The following is a 13,134-nucleotide window of genomic DNA, read 5'->3' as shown; positions in this document are numbered from 1 at the left end:
TACGCTGCCCGCATGGGTATCGTCACCGCTGACATCGCCATCTCGCTCGACGGCTTCGCGGCCGGGCCGAACCAGTCGCTGGAGCAGCCGCTGGGCGAGGGGGCCGAGAACCGGCTGCACGCGTGGATGTTCGAGTACGGCGACGCCCACGCGGCCGAGATCGATGCCATCACCGCAGCGGGCGCGTACGTCATGGGCCGGAACATGTTCGGCCCGATCCGGCACGAGTGGCCCGCTCCGGATGAGCCGCTGGGCGACTGGATCGGCTGGTGGGGCGACGAGCCGCCGTATCACGCGCCGGTCTTCGTCCTCACGCACTACGAGCGGGAGCCGCTGGAGCTGACCGGCACCACGTTCACGTTCGTCACCGACGGCATCCACGCCGCGGTGGACCGGGCGCGCGAGCTGGCCGGCGACGCCGACGTCGCGATCGCGGGCGGCGCCGAGACGCTCAACCAGGCGCTGTGGGCCGGGATCGTGGACGAGCTGCGGCTGCACGTCACCCCGGTGACTCTGGGCGCGGGCGAGCGGGTGTTCGACCGGGTCCCGGCACTCGACCTCGAGCTGGTGCGGTCGCGGGTCACGCCGGAGGTCGCGCACCTCACCTATCGCGTGCGGCGCTGAGCCCGGCCGCATCCGTCACCGGCAGCCGGCAGACGAAGTCGCGGCACATGTAGGCGGTCGGCAGCCCGTCGCGCGTAGTGCGCGCCGCGAACAGCTCGAAGCCGTCGGCGGCGAGCTCCTCCGCCTGCGCCTCGGTGGCCACGGCGACCAGAGGCGCGGGATGCCGCCGGCTCGCGGCGAGCAGATCACCCGAGCCCGCGCCCGGCGCCCCAGCGCCCGGCGCCCCAGCGCCCGGCGCCCCCGCCGCCGAGGCGCCCCCCGCATCCGGCACCACGACGACCAACTGCTCCACCTCCCCCGCCAGCCGCGACATGAGCGCCAGCGACGTCCCGAACGCGCTCGGCACCCGCACCGCCTGCGCGGCGACCATCCGCATCCCCTCGCGGGCGGCCCGCTCGTACCGGCGCTCCCCGGTCGTGAGGTACAGCGTGTGCGCCGCCTGCGCCAGCGAGGCGAGCCCCGACGGGTACGCCCCCTCGGACGGGTCGACGTTGACCGCGAGCCCTGTCGCCTGCAGCACGGGGTCGCCGCCCCCCGGCGTGCCGAACGGGCAGTCGCCCGAACCGGGCGCCCCCTCCGCAGCATCCAGGCACAGGTCGACGAGGTCGCGGGCGGCGACGGCAGCCGAGGCGTCCCCGGCCGCGAGCGCGAGCTCCAGCAGGCCCGCGGCGAGTCCGCCGTAGTCCTCGAGGGTCGCTCCCGCCTCGCTCCGCCGGTCGTCGAGGGAGGCGCGCAGCAGCGTCCCGTCCTCGCGGCGGTGCCGGCCGAGCACGGCGTCCGCCGCCTCCCGCGCGGCCACCACCCAGGCCGGACGGTCCAGGATGCGCCCCGCCCGCGCGAGCGCACCGATCGCGAACCCGTTCCATCCGGTCAGCACCTTGGCGTCGATCGGCGGCGGGTCGAGCCGGGCCCGTTCCTCCGGCGGCACCGTGTAGTAGGCGCCCTCGACGAAGGCTCCGTCGATCGTGCTCTCCGAGTCCTGCGCCGAGGCGAAGCCGCCGGAGGGACGCCGCAGCACGCCGAGCAGGAAGGCCGCCACCCCGTCGGCGGTGCGCTCCGCCCACTCCTCACCGGTCTGCCGCCACACCCGCGCGTAGGCGTCGAGCAGCAGGGCGTTGTCGTACAGCATCCGCTCGTAGTGCGGCTCGCTCCAGTCGCGCCGGGTGGCGTACCGGAAGAACCCGCCGTCGACCGGGTCGCGCAGGGGCGAGGCCGCCATCCGCGCGAGGGTGCGCGCCGCCAGCTCGTGGCCGGACGGCTGCGTGAGCAAGAAGTCGAGCACCGGCGCGACCGGGAACTTCGGCGCCGTGCCGAAGCCGCCGAACTCCGGGTCCTCCGCCTCCGCCAGCTGGGCGACCGCCGCGTCCAGCTGCCGGTCGTCGGGGAGGTCCGCCACGGCGGTCGCGGCGTCCGCTGCCGCGGCGAGCGCCGTCACGACCGTGCCCGCGTCCGACTCGACCTGGGTGCGGCGCTCCGTCCAGGCGTCCCAGACGGCGTCCAGCACCTGCCGGAACGACGCGCGCCCGGCCACCGGCTGCGGCGGGAAGTAGGTTCCGGCGAAGAACGCCTTGCCGTCGGGCGTCGCGAACACCGTCAGGGGCCAGCCGAGGTTGCCGGTGAACGCGCTGGCCGCGGACAGGTAGGCGGCGTCGACGTCGGGATGCTCCTCCCGATCGACCTTGATCGCCACGAACCGGGAGTTCAGCTCCTCCGCGGCGGCCGGGTCGCTGAAGCTCTCCCGCGCCATGACGTGGCACCAGTGACAGGTCGCGTAGCCGATGGAGACCATGACGGGGACGTCCCGCCTGCGAGCCTCCGCGAACGCGTCGGCGCCCCACGGGAACCAGTCCACCGGGTTGTCCGCGTGCGCACGCAGGTAGGGGCTGATCGCATCGGCGAGTCGGTTGGCCATGGGCTCACCCTACGACCGCGGCACGCGAACGGAAGCCCCGGTCAGCTGGCGGTGTCCATCCCCTGCAGCCGCACCGACGAGTTGAGGTAGAAGGCGGCGAGCACCGCGTACGTCAGGCAGGCGAGCGCCGGGATGAACGCATCCTCCGGGTCGCTCGCGAACGCGCCGACGCCGGAGATGAAGGCCAGCACGACCAGCAGCGCGCCGATCCAGAACCCGGCAGCCGGGCGGGCGGTCGCGCGCCACCACGGGCGCGGATCCGTCTTGTTCTCGCCGGCGCCCCGGAAGGTGCGGACGCCCACGATGGCGTACGCGACGTTGAGCACGGCGACGATCAGCACGTCGAACGTCGGATTCACCAGCCGTGCGATGAGGAACACGTTGAGGACGAGGATGAGCGCGAAAGCGCCGACGATGTAGCTGATCTTCCCCGCGACCGACGTGATCCTCACCCTTCGAGCCTAGCCCGAGGATGCGACACCGCGTCCGCGCCGCGCATCCCCGGGCCTGCCCGTCCGGATCGGGGTCAGTTGACCTCGTCCGGGTGTGCGCTGACGCGGCCCTCGCGCTCCAGCGAGCTGATGGCGGCGACCTCGTCGGCGGTCAGCTCGAAGCCGAACACGTCGAAGTTCTCGGCCATGCGGCTGCGCGAGTTCGACTTCGGGAACACGATGTTGCCGGTCTGCAGGTGCCAGCGGATGACGACCTGCGCCGGGGTCTTGCCGTGCGCCTCGGCGGCGGAAGCGACCTCCGGGGTCTCGAACAGCGGGTACTTGCCCTGGCCGAGCGGACCCCACGCCTCGATCTCGATGCCGTTCTCGTGCGAGAACGCCGTCACCTCGGGCTGCTGGTGCGCCGGGTGCAGCTCGATCTGGTTCACGGCGGGGACGATGTCCGTCTCGGCGAGCAGCTTCTGCAGGTGCGGCACGAGGAAGTTCGAGACGCCGATCGCCTTGGCGCGACCGGACGCGTAGATCTTCTCGAGCGACTTCCAGGCCTGCACGAAGGTGTCCTTCTGCGGGGTGGGCCAGTGGATGAGGTACAGGTCCACGTAGTCGAGGCCCAGCTTGCCGAGCGACTCCTCGAAGGCGTTCTCGGCGTCCGTCTGGCGGTCGTTCCACAGCTTGGTGGTGACGAACAGCTCGTCGCGCGGGATACCGGAGGACGCGATGGCCTGGCCGACGCCCTCCTCGTTGCCGTAGATGGCGGCGGTGTCGATGTGGCGGTAGCCGACCTCGAGGGCGTCCGTGACGATCCGGGTCGTCTCGGCCGGGTCGACCTTGAAGACGCCGAAGCCGAGCTGCGGGATGGTCGTCCCGTTGTTCAGGGTCAGAAGCGGAGTATTTGCGTGTGCAACCATATCCGCCACGGTACCAGCCCGCGTGCGGTCAGCCGACCGGGTGCGCACCCTCCTGTTCGAACCGCGCCACGAGCTCCCGCTTGAGCACCTTCCCGCTCGGGCCGAGCGGCAGCACCTCGAGGATCTCGACGCGCCGCGGGTACTTGTAGGCGGCGACCTTGTCCTGGGCGTAGGCGACCAGCTCGTCCGGGTCCGCCTCTCCTCCGGGCATCAGCGTCACCGCCGCCATGATCTCCTGGCCGTGCGTCTCGTGGGCGACACCGAAGACGGCCACCATGGCGACGGCGGGATGCGTGGACAGCACCTCCTCGACCTCGCGCGGGTACACGTTGTAGCCGTTGCGCACGATCATGTCCTTCTTCCGGTCCACGATCGTGATGTAGTCGTCGTCGCTCTTGGTGCCCAGGTCGCCGGTGCGGAACCAGCCGTCGACGACCGCCTCGGCGTTCGCCTCCGGGAGGTTCAGGTACCCCTTCATCAGGTTGTGGCCGCGCACCACGATCTCGCCGAGCTCGCCGCGCGGCAGCAGCTCGATCCGGTCGTCGACCTCCGCGTCGGCGATCTCCACATCCACGCCCCAGATCGGCGTGCCGACGGTGCCGACGCGCGTCGGGCGTCCGCGGTGGTTGAAGGAGGCGACCGGCGAGGTCTCGGTGAGCCCGTATCCTTCGTGCACGTCGATCCCGTAGACCTCCTTCATCCGCTCGATCACGGCGACCGGGATGGCGGCGCCGCCGCTCATGCCGTACCTCAGCGGCGGACGGTCCGGGTTGGCCTTGGCGGCCTCCAGCAGCGCGATGTACATCGTCGGGACACCGGTCATGATCGTGCACGCGTGCTGGTTGAGCAGCTGCAGCGCCGTGGCCCCGTCGAACTTCGGCACCAGCACGACCGCCGAGCCCGCGCGGAAGCCCATGTTCATCACGCAGGTCTGGCCGAACGTGTGGAACAGCGGCAGGCAGCCCAGGATGCGGTCCTCCGGCGTGAGGTCGAGGGTGCCGGCGAGCAGCACGTTCACCTGCTCGATGAGCGAGAAGTGGCATCCCTCGGCGCCCTTCGGCTTGCCGGTCGTTCCGCTCGTGTACAGGATCGTCGCCGTGTCGAGCGGTTTGCGCGGCACGTAGGTGTCGATCGGCTCGGTCTCCGCGGCGAGCTCCTCCAGCCGCGGGAACGGCGCCTGCTCGTACATCTCGTCGGGCACGAGCACCGAGATCGTCGGGATGCCCGCGAGCCCGGCACCGCGCGCGCCCTCACCGAGCAGCGGGGCCGCGCAGATGAGCAGCGACGCCCCGGAGTCGCGCAGCACGTACGAGATCTCCTCGGCCTTCAGCAGCGCATGGATCGGCACGACGACCGCGCCGAGAGCCAGCACCGCGTAGTACGACCGCGGGAAGTCGGGCACGTTGGGCAGCATCAGGGCGACCTTGTCGCCCGGCCCGACGCCGAGATCACGCAGGGCGCCCGCGTAGGCGCGCGTCTGCTCCCACAGCTCGCGGTACCGGATCTCCTGCCCGGCGAAGACCAGCGCGACGTTGTCCGGCAGCCGGTGCGCCGTCTCCGCCAGGATGCTCGCGACGGACATGGTCGCATAGCCGTGACTCATGGGTTCTCCTCGTCCTCATCGACACAGGACCCGATCGGGTTGAGGCGAACCTACGTCACCCGGGGCCGCGGGGCAACGCCCCCGCCCGGGGCGCGTCACGCGGCTAGACTGGAGGGCTCATGTCTTCGACCGCGACCCTCCCCCGCATCGTCTTCCCGCCCGAGCTGCCCGTCAGCCGCAAGCGGGAGGACATCGCGCGCGCCATCCGCGACAACCAGGTCGTGATCGTCGCGGGCGCGACCGGCTCCGGCAAGACCACGCAGCTCCCGAAGATCGCCCTGGAGCTGGGCCGCACCAGCATCGGGCACACCCAGCCGCGCCGGATCGCCGCGCGCACGATCGCGGAGCGGATCGCCGAGGAGCTCGGCCAGTCCGTCGGCGAGCTGGTCGGCTACCAGGTGCGGTTCACCGACCGGGTCTCGAAGGCGACCCGGATCAAGCTGATGACCGACGGCATCCTGCTCAATGAGCTGCGCCGCGACCGGCTGCTCCGCGCCTACGACACGATCATCATCGACGAGGCGCACGAGCGCAGCCTCAACATCGACTTCCTGCTCGGCTACCTCAAGCAGCTGCTCCCCCAGCGGCCCGACCTCAAGCTGATCATCACGTCGGCGACCATCGACCCGGAGAGCTTCGCCGCGCACTTCGCGTCCGCCGACGGCACGCCCGCCCCGATCGTCGAGGTCTCCGGCCGCACCTACCCGGTCGAGATCCGCTACCGCCCGCTCGTCGCCGAGGCGATGGAGGAGGACGACGACGATCCGGACCCCATCCCCGCCGCCGACCGCGACTACCTGCAGGGCATCAACGATGCGCTCGACGAGCTGGCCCGCGAGGACCGCGGGGACGTGCTGGTCTTCCTCTCCGGCGAGAACGAGATCCGGGATGCAGCCGACGCGATCCGCGGCCGCAACCTGCCCGGCACCGAGGTGCTCCCGCTCTACGGCCGGCTCTCCGCCGCCGAGCAGCACCGCGTCTTCCAGCCGTCCACGCAGCCCGGCGTGCGCCGCCGCGTGGTGCTCGCCACCAACGTCGCCGAGACGAGCCTCACCGTGCCCGGCATCAAGTACGTGGTGGATGCGGGAACGGCGCGCATCAGCCGGTACAGCACGCGCGCGAAGGTGCAGCGCCTGCCGATCGAGGCGATCTCGCAGGCGAGCGCCAACCAGCGCTCCGGCCGGTCCGGGCGCACGAGCGACGGCATCGCCATCCGCCTCTACTCGGAGGAGGACTTCGAGAAGCGCCCGGAGTTCACCGAGCCGGAGATCCTCCGCACCAACCTCGCCGCCGTCATCCTGCAGATGATCTCGCTCGGCCTCGGCGACATCGCGGCCTTCCCGTTCCTCACGCCGCCCGACTCGCGCGGCATCAAGGACGGCCTCGACCTGCTGACGGAACTCGGCGCGATCGCCCCGGCGAAGGACGGGACCAAGCTCACGGCCGTCGGCCGCCAGCTCGCGCAGCTCCCGATCGACCCGCGGTTCGCTCGCATGGTGGTCGAGTCGAAGCGCCACGGCACCTCGCGCGAGGTCATGGCGATCGTGGCGGGACTCACCATCCAGGACCCGCGCGAGCGTCCCGTCGAGAAGCGCGGCAGCGCCGACGAGAAGCACGCCCGCTTCGCCGACCCGACCAGCGACTTCCTCACGCTGCTCAATCTCTGGAACTACCTGGAGGAGCAGCAGCGCGAGCTCTCGTCGAGCGCCTTCCGCCGCCTGTGCAAGGCCGAGTACCTCAACTTCCTGCGGGTGCGCGAGTGGCAGGACGTCTACCGGCAGCTGCGCCAGCTCGCCAAGCCGCTCGGGCTGACGATCGGCGAGCCGTCGGTGAACCCGGACGGCATCCACCGCTCCCTTCTCGCCGGGCTGCTGTCGCACATCGGGCTGAAGGATGTGCGGGAGTCCGGTTCCGGCGCTAAAGGCGGCGCGCGCGGCCCCCGGCAGTCGGAGTACCTCGGCGCCCGGCAGACCCGGTTCGTGATCTTCCCCGGCTCGACGCTCGCCAAGAAGCAGCCGAACGCCCTGATGAGCGCCGAACTCGTGGAGACGTCCCGGCTGTTCGCGCGGATGAACGCATCCATCGACCCCGCCTGGGCCGAGCCGATCGCCGGCGACCTGTGCAAGCGGCAGTACAGCGAGCCGCACTGGGAGAAGAACCAGGGCGCGGTCGTCGCCTACGAGCGCGTCACCCTGTTCGGCGTGCCGATCATCCCGCGCCGTCGGGTGCAGTACGCGCGGATCGATGCGCCGCTCTCCCGCGAGCTGTTCATCCGGCACGCCCTCGTCGACGGCGAGTGGGACTCGCACCAGGCGTTCGACCGCGCCAACCGCAAACTGCGCGCCGAGCTGCGCGAGCTGGAGGAGCGCACCCGGCGGCGCGACATCCTGAACGACGACGAAGCGGTGTTCGAGTTCTACGACGCGCGCATCCCGGCGGATGTCGTCTCCACCCGCTCCTTCGAGGGCTGGTGGAAGAAGGCGCGGCAGGAGACGCCGGACCTGCTGACGATGACCCCGGAGGCGCTGCTCGACGACGAGGCCGCCGAGGTCGACGAGGAGGCGTTCCCGCCGGTGTGGCGGCAGGGCGACCAGCGGCTCACCCTGCGCTACCGGTTCGAGCCGGGCGCCGAGGACGACGGCGTGACCGTCCAGGTGCCGCTGCCGCTGCTGGCCGGCCTGCTGCCGGACGGCTTCGACTGGCAGGTGCCGGGCCTGCGGCACGAGCTGGTCACGGCGCTCATCAAGTCTCTGCCGAAGGCGATCCGCCGACAGGTGGTGCCGGCCGCCGACTGGGCCCAGCGCCTGCTCGGCGAGCTCAGCGGCACCGCGGGGATGCGCGCGCACGAGGGCGAGCGGCCCGCGGCATCCCTCGTGGGCACGCTTGCGGCGACGATTTCGCGCCTGACCGGATCGCGCGTCAGCGGCACGGACTTCGACCTCGACCGGTTGCCGCCCCACCTGCGCCCCACGTTCCAGGTGATCGGGGAACGCGGCCGCCCGCTCGCGAGCGGCAAGGATCTGGCCGCGCTCCAGGACCGCCTGCGCACCCGCGCTCGCGACTCGGTCGCCGCCGTCGCCGAGGCGCGGACGCCCAACGCCATCGAGCGCTCCGGCCTCACCACCTGGGACTTCGACGAGCTGCCGCGCTTCGTCGACTCCACCCACACCGGCCCGGGCGGCACGAAGAATGTCATCCGCGCCTACCCGGCGCTCGTCGACGACGGCGCGTCGGTGTCGATTCGCCTGATGGGCACCCCGGCCGAGCAGGCGCGCGCCATGCCGGGAGGCGTCCGGCGGCTGCTGCTCGCCAGCGTCCCCTCACCGGTCGCCTACGTGCAGCAGCACCTCACCTCCAACGAGAAGCTGACCCTGGCGGCCAGCCCGTACCCGAACACCAAGGCGCTCTTCGACGACTGCCTCCTGGCCGTGGTCGACTCGGTGCTGTACCGGATGAAGCCCGACGGCCAGGTGTTCATGCGCGCCGAGTTCGAGGCGGTGCGCGACCGCGTGTCCGGCATCGTGATGGACGCGATGTTCGAGACGGTCGCGCTCGTCACGCGCATCCTCACCGCCGCCCGGGCCGCCGAGAAGGCGATCTCGAGCGTGACGGCGCTCACCTACCTGCCGGCGCTCAACGACGCGAAGGGCCAGCTCGCCGGGCTCGTCTGGGCCGATCCGAAAGGGCCGGGCTTCGTCTCGGCGACCGGCCTGGAGCAGCTGCGGCACCTGCCGCGCTACCTCGCCGGCATCTCCCAGCGGATGCAGGCCCTCCCGACCAACCCCGGGCGCGACCGCGCCTGGCAGACGCAGGTGGAGACCGCGGTCGCCCTCTACACCGACGCCGGCGGCCGCATCCCCCTCGCGCCCGGTTCGCCGCCCCCGATCGTGCACGCCCGCTGGATGCTCGAGGAGTTCCGCGTCTCCCTCTTCGCCCAGTCCCTCGGCACCGCCGAAACCGTCTCCCTCCCCCGCATCCGCAAGGTCCTCACCTCCCCCTAAGCCCACTCCCCTCCGTCGAGTACACGAAAAGTGCACGCTCCTCCGGCGTTTCGCGTGCACTTTTCGTGTACTCGACGGTGGGCGGAGCCGGGCTAGACGGGGAGGTGGAAGCCGCCGTTGGAGTGGAGGAGCTGGCCGGTGATCCAGCCGCCGGCAGGCGAGAGCAGGAACGCGACCAGGTCGGCGGTGTCGGCAGGCGTGCCGAGGCGGCCGAGGGCGGTCTCGGATGTCAGCTGCTCGGCGAGCTCGGGCGTCATCCAGCCGGTGTCGATCGGGCCGGGGTTGATCAGGTTCGCCGTGATGCCGAGGTGCGCGAGCTCCACGGCCGCGGCCTGCACGATCCGGTCGAGCGCGCCCTTGCTGGCGCCGTAGGGAAGATTATGGGCGGTGTGGTCGCTGGTCAGCGCGACGATGCGGCCGAGACCGGCGTCGGCCGGGATGTGCGCGGCGAACTGCTCGGCGAACGCCTTGATGAGCAGCCAGGTTCCGCGCGTGTTCACGGCGAAGTGCTGGTCGAACGCCTCGACGCTGGTGTCGAGCAGGCCGCTGTCGACCGAGTGCGCGTGACTGGCGACCAGGGCCTGGATCGGCCCGAGGCCGGCGCGGACCCGCTCCACGGCGCGTGCCGGTGATTCGGGATGCGACAGGTCGACCGCGACGGGCAGCGCCTGCGCCCCCAGAGCGCGAAGCTCATCCGCAAGCACCTCGTGCGCGCGCTCGCGGGCTCCCCACGGCATCCCGGCGTCGTAGTCGTCCCAGAACGCGAAGGCGACATCCCAGCCGAGGGATGCCTGGTTGCGGGCGATGGCCGCGCCGATCGACTCGGGACGGCTGGCTCCCGTCACGAACACCACCGGACGTGCGGAGCGGGCGTCGTTGTCCATCCGACGATTCTGTCAGACGGCCGACGCCCGCTCCGTTCGCTAGCTCGCTAGCTCGCTAGAGCACCTTCGAGAGGAACGCCTGCGTCCGCTGGTGCTGCGGGTTGCTGAGCACCTCGCGCGGGTCGCCCGACTCCACGACGACGCCGCCGTCCATGAAGACCAGCTCGTCCGCGACCTCGCGGGCGAAGCCCATCTCGTGGGTGACGACGACCATCGTCATGCCGCTGGCAGCGAGGCCCTTCATCACGTCGAGCACTTCGCCGACGAGCTCCGGGTCGAGCGCCGATGTGGGCTCGTCGAACAGCATCAGCTTCGGGTCCATCGCGAGCGCCCGGGCGATCGCGACGCGCTGCTGCTGGCCGCCCGACAGCTGCGACGGGTAGTGGTCGCCCTTGTCCGAGAGGCCGACGCGGGCGAGCAGCTCGGTCGCGCGTTCGACGGCCTTCGCCTTCGACAGCCCCTTCACGCGGATGGGCGCCTCGATGATGTTCTCCAGCGCCGTCATGTGCGGGAACAGGTTGAACCGCTGGAACACCATGCCGATCTCGCGGCGCTGGCGTGCGGCCTCCTTCGGCTTCAGCTCGTACAGCTTGTCGCCGTGCTGGCGGTAGCCGACGACCTCGCCGTCGACGGACAGCCGGCCCGCATCCACACGCTCCAGGTGGTTGATGCAGCGCAGGAAGGTCGACTTGCCGGAACCTGAGGGGCCGATGATGCAGAGCACCTCGCCGGGGTTCACCTTGAGGTCAATGCTCTTGAGCACCTCGTTCGAGCCGAAGCTCTTCGAGACGCCCTCCGCCAGGACCATGGGGGTCTTTGTGTCGGTCATCCCTTGCCTCCGAGGTCGTTTCCGTCGGGTGCGCCCGCGGCGGGCAGCGCGCCCGTCGCGAGTGCCGGGTCGTTGCGGTCCGGGCGCCGCGCGTTGACGCCGCGCGAGAACCGCTTCTCGAGGAAGTACTGCCCGATCATCAGCAGCGACGTGAAGAGCAGGTACCACAGCGACGCCACGATGAGCAGCGGGATGGGCGTGTACGTGACCGCCGAGATGTCACGGGCGACGCCGTACAGGTCGGTGGTGAGCGGGATGGCTGCCACCAGCGACGTCGTCTTCAGCATCGAGATGACCTCGTTGCCGGTCGGCGGGATGATGACGCGCATGGCCTGCGGGATGACGATCCGGGTCATGGTCTGCCACCACGACATGCCGAGCGCGGTCGCCGCCTCCTCCTGGCCCTCGTCGACCGAGAGCAGGCCGGCGCGCACGATCTCCGCCATGTACGCGGCCTCGTTCAGCGCCAGGCCGATGACGGCGATGATGAACGCGTTCTGCATGAACCCGAGGTTCAGATCCACGCCGATGTTCGTCCACGGCACGCCGAGGAAGATCTGCGGGTAGATCAGCGAGAACAGGCCCCAGAACACCAGCTGCACGTAGACCGGGGTGCCGCGGAAGATCCACAGGTAGAGCCAGGCCACCGATTTCACGACCGGGTTGGGCGAGAGCCGCATGACGGCGAGCACCAGGCCCAGGATGACGCCGATGATCATCGAGTAGATCGTCAGCTGGAGGGTCACGAGCGCAGCGGCGCTGATGCGCTTGTCGAAGACGTACTTGCCCACGTACTGCCAGCCGTAGGCGTCGCGCTGTGAAGCGTCGATGATGAACCAGACGAGCAGCAGGATGAGGACGGCGGCGAAGACGATCCGCCACGGGTGCTTGAGCTTGATCGCCTTGATCGGCTCGGAGCGGGTGCCCCCCGGCGACGGGACGGATCCCGTCGCCGGGCGGGCGGCGTTGCTTTGGGACATGAAGGTCAGCCCTTCGAGGCGGCGTTGACCTCGGCGGACTGGACGGCGCCGTCGGCGACGCCCCACTTGTCGAGGATCTTCTTGTACGTGCCGTCGTCGATCAGCGCCTGCACGGCCTTCTGGAGCACGGGGGTGAGCTCCGAGTCCTTCTTGACGGGGAGGCCGTACGGCGCCTCGTCGAAGGTCTTCCCGGCCTCCTGCAGCTTGCCGTCCGACTTCGAGATCGCGTACAGCGTGACGGGCGAGTCGGCGCTCAGGGCGTCGGCCTTGCCGAGGATGACCGCGTTGGTCGCGTCGTCCTGCGTGTCATAGCGGAGCGCCTGGATGGCGGGCTTGCCCTCATCCGTGCACTTCTTCGACTTGGCGGGGACCTCGTCGGTGTCCTCGTACGTGGTCGACTGCACGGCGACCTTCAGGCCGCACGCGTTGTCCGGGTCGATGTCCTTGCCCTTCTGGGAGGCCCAGAGGATTCCGGCCGAGTAGTAGTTGACGAAGTCGACCTGCTGCTCGCGCTCGGTGGTGTCGGTGAACGACGACATGCCGTAATCGTCCTTGCCGCCGCTGATGCTCGGGATGATGTTGTCGAACTTCGCGATCGCGAACTCCGTCTTCACACCGAGCTTGTCGCCGATCGCCTTGGCGAGGTCGACCTCCCAGCCGACCGGCTGGGCGTTGTCGTCCTTGAACTCGTTCGGCGGGTACGTGTTGTCCATGCCGACGACGAGCTTGCCGGCGTCCTTGATCTTCTGGGGCAGCTGCCCGGCGAGGGTGTCGTCCTTCTTCACGTCCGAGACCGAGCTCGACGTTGAGCTGCCGGACGGGGTGCTGTTGTCGACGCAGCCGGTGAGCGCGAGCGCTGCAACGGCGGCGATTGCGGCGATGGGTGCCGCGGAACGGATGCGCATGTTGTCGTTGTCCTTCTTCCTGGTACAGGAATGTGT

General features: G+C 70.6%; 10 protein-coding genes. 2 read left to right on the top strand and 8 right to left on the bottom strand.

Annotated elements, in window-relative coordinates:
• Positions 1-12: 12 nt before the first annotated feature.
• Complete coding sequence (locus tag ACTJI1_RS04105; RefSeq protein ID WP_310130424.1) at positions 13-624, top strand: dihydrofolate reductase family protein; 612 nt, start codon at positions 13-15, stop codon at positions 622-624.
• Here the strand turns inward: ACTJI1_RS04105 and ACTJI1_RS04100 are convergent.
• The 4 genes from ACTJI1_RS04100 to ACTJI1_RS04085 all read right to left on the bottom strand — a co-directional run bounded on the left by ACTJI1_RS04100 (position 602) and on the right by ACTJI1_RS04085 (position 5,499).
• On the bottom strand, positions 602-2,536 hold the full coding sequence (locus tag ACTJI1_RS04100) for a thioredoxin domain-containing protein (RefSeq protein WP_440741643.1): 1,935 nt from the start codon (positions 2,534-2,536) through the stop codon (positions 602-604). The two genes, ACTJI1_RS04105 and ACTJI1_RS04100, sit on opposite strands and share 23 nt — an antisense overlap.
• 41 nt (positions 2,537-2,577) lie before the next feature.
• Positions 2,578-2,988 (bottom strand): hypothetical protein, encoded by a 411-nt coding sequence (locus tag ACTJI1_RS04095; protein WP_440741642.1) that lies wholly within the window; start codon positions 2,986-2,988, stop codon positions 2,578-2,580.
• A gap of 74 nt (positions 2,989-3,062) precedes the next feature.
• Positions 3,063-3,896 (bottom strand): aldo/keto reductase, encoded by an 834-nt coding sequence (locus ACTJI1_RS04090; protein WP_310130431.1) that lies wholly within the window; start codon positions 3,894-3,896, stop codon positions 3,063-3,065.
• 28 nt (positions 3,897-3,924) lie between these two features.
• Positions 3,925-5,499, bottom strand: a complete 1,575-nt coding sequence (locus ACTJI1_RS04085) for a long-chain-fatty-acid--CoA ligase (RefSeq protein WP_440741641.1) — start codon at positions 5,497-5,499, stop codon at positions 3,925-3,927.
• A gap of 119 nt (positions 5,500-5,618) precedes the next feature.
• Between ACTJI1_RS04085 and hrpA the strand changes: the two genes are divergently transcribed.
• Positions 5,619-9,500 carry an ATP-dependent RNA helicase HrpA gene (gene hrpA, locus ACTJI1_RS04080; RefSeq protein ID WP_440741640.1) on the top strand — a complete coding sequence of 1,294 codons (3,882 nt, stop codon included), beginning with the start codon at positions 5,619-5,621 and terminating at the stop codon, positions 9,498-9,500.
• Positions 9,501-9,592: 92 nt separating this feature from the next.
• On the opposite strand, the gene ACTJI1_RS04075 is transcribed toward hrpA, so the two are convergent.
• From ACTJI1_RS04075 to ACTJI1_RS04060, 4 genes are read right to left on the bottom strand one after another with little or no spacing between them, the layout of a single operon-like run.
• On the bottom strand, positions 9,593-10,384 hold the full coding sequence (locus tag ACTJI1_RS04075) for an SDR family oxidoreductase (protein ID WP_440741639.1): 792 nt from the start codon (positions 10,382-10,384) through the stop codon (positions 9,593-9,595).
• A 55-nt stretch (positions 10,385-10,439) separates the two neighbouring features.
• Complete coding sequence (locus ACTJI1_RS04070; protein WP_018191676.1) at positions 10,440-11,213, bottom strand: amino acid ABC transporter ATP-binding protein; 774 nt, start codon at positions 11,211-11,213, stop codon at positions 10,440-10,442.
• Positions 11,210-12,193 carry an amino acid ABC transporter permease gene (locus ACTJI1_RS04065; protein ID WP_310130443.1) on the bottom strand — a complete coding sequence of 328 codons (984 nt, stop codon included), beginning with the start codon at positions 12,191-12,193 and terminating at the stop codon, positions 11,210-11,212. The genes ACTJI1_RS04070 and ACTJI1_RS04065 overlap by 4 nt, the downstream gene beginning before the upstream one ends.
• Positions 12,194-12,198: 5 nt before the next feature.
• On the bottom strand, positions 12,199-13,098 hold the full coding sequence (locus ACTJI1_RS04060) for an ABC transporter substrate-binding protein (protein WP_440741638.1): 900 nt from the start codon (positions 13,096-13,098) through the stop codon (positions 12,199-12,201).
• Positions 13,099-13,134 lie beyond the last annotated feature (36 nt).

The organism is Leifsonia sp. 22587, assembly GCF_052044215.1.
Classification (GTDB): domain Bacteria; phylum Actinomycetota; class Actinomycetes; order Actinomycetales; family Microbacteriaceae; genus Leifsonia; species Leifsonia shinshuensis_C.
Note: the sequence above shows the minus strand (reverse complement) of the source record. Positions and strands in the feature narration are given on the sequence as shown.

What these genes read in the sequence shown, in the direction of transcription:
- ACTJI1_RS04100 (WP_440741643.1), bottom strand. Translation starts at nt 2,536, where the DNA reads ATGGCCAACCGACTCGCCGATGCGATCAGCCCCTACCTGCGTGCGCAC.
- ACTJI1_RS04060 (WP_440741638.1), bottom strand. Translation starts at nt 13,098, where the DNA reads ATGCGCATCCGTTCCGCGGCACCCATCGCCGCAATCGCCGCCGTTGCA.
- ACTJI1_RS04075 (WP_440741639.1), bottom strand. Translation starts at nt 10,384, where the DNA reads ATGGACAACGACGCCCGCTCCGCACGTCCGGTGGTGTTCGTGACGGGA.
- ACTJI1_RS04090 (WP_310130431.1), bottom strand. Translation starts at nt 3,896, where the DNA reads ATGGTTGCACACGCAAATACTCCGCTTCTGACCCTGAACAACGGGACG.
- ACTJI1_RS04065 (WP_310130443.1), bottom strand. Translation starts at nt 12,193, where the DNA reads ATGTCCCAAAGCAACGCCGCCCGCCCGGCGACGGGATCCGTCCCGTCG.
- hrpA (WP_440741640.1), top strand. Translation starts at nt 5,619, where the DNA reads ATGTCTTCGACCGCGACCCTCCCCCGCATCGTCTTCCCGCCCGAGCTG.
- ACTJI1_RS04105 (WP_310130424.1), top strand. Translation starts at nt 13, where the DNA reads ATGGGTATCGTCACCGCTGACATCGCCATCTCGCTCGACGGCTTCGCG.
- ACTJI1_RS04070 (WP_018191676.1), bottom strand. Translation starts at nt 11,213, where the DNA reads ATGACCGACACAAAGACCCCCATGGTCCTGGCGGAGGGCGTCTCGAAG.
- ACTJI1_RS04085 (WP_440741641.1), bottom strand. Translation starts at nt 5,499, where the DNA reads ATGAGTCACGGCTATGCGACCATGTCCGTCGCGAGCATCCTGGCGGAG.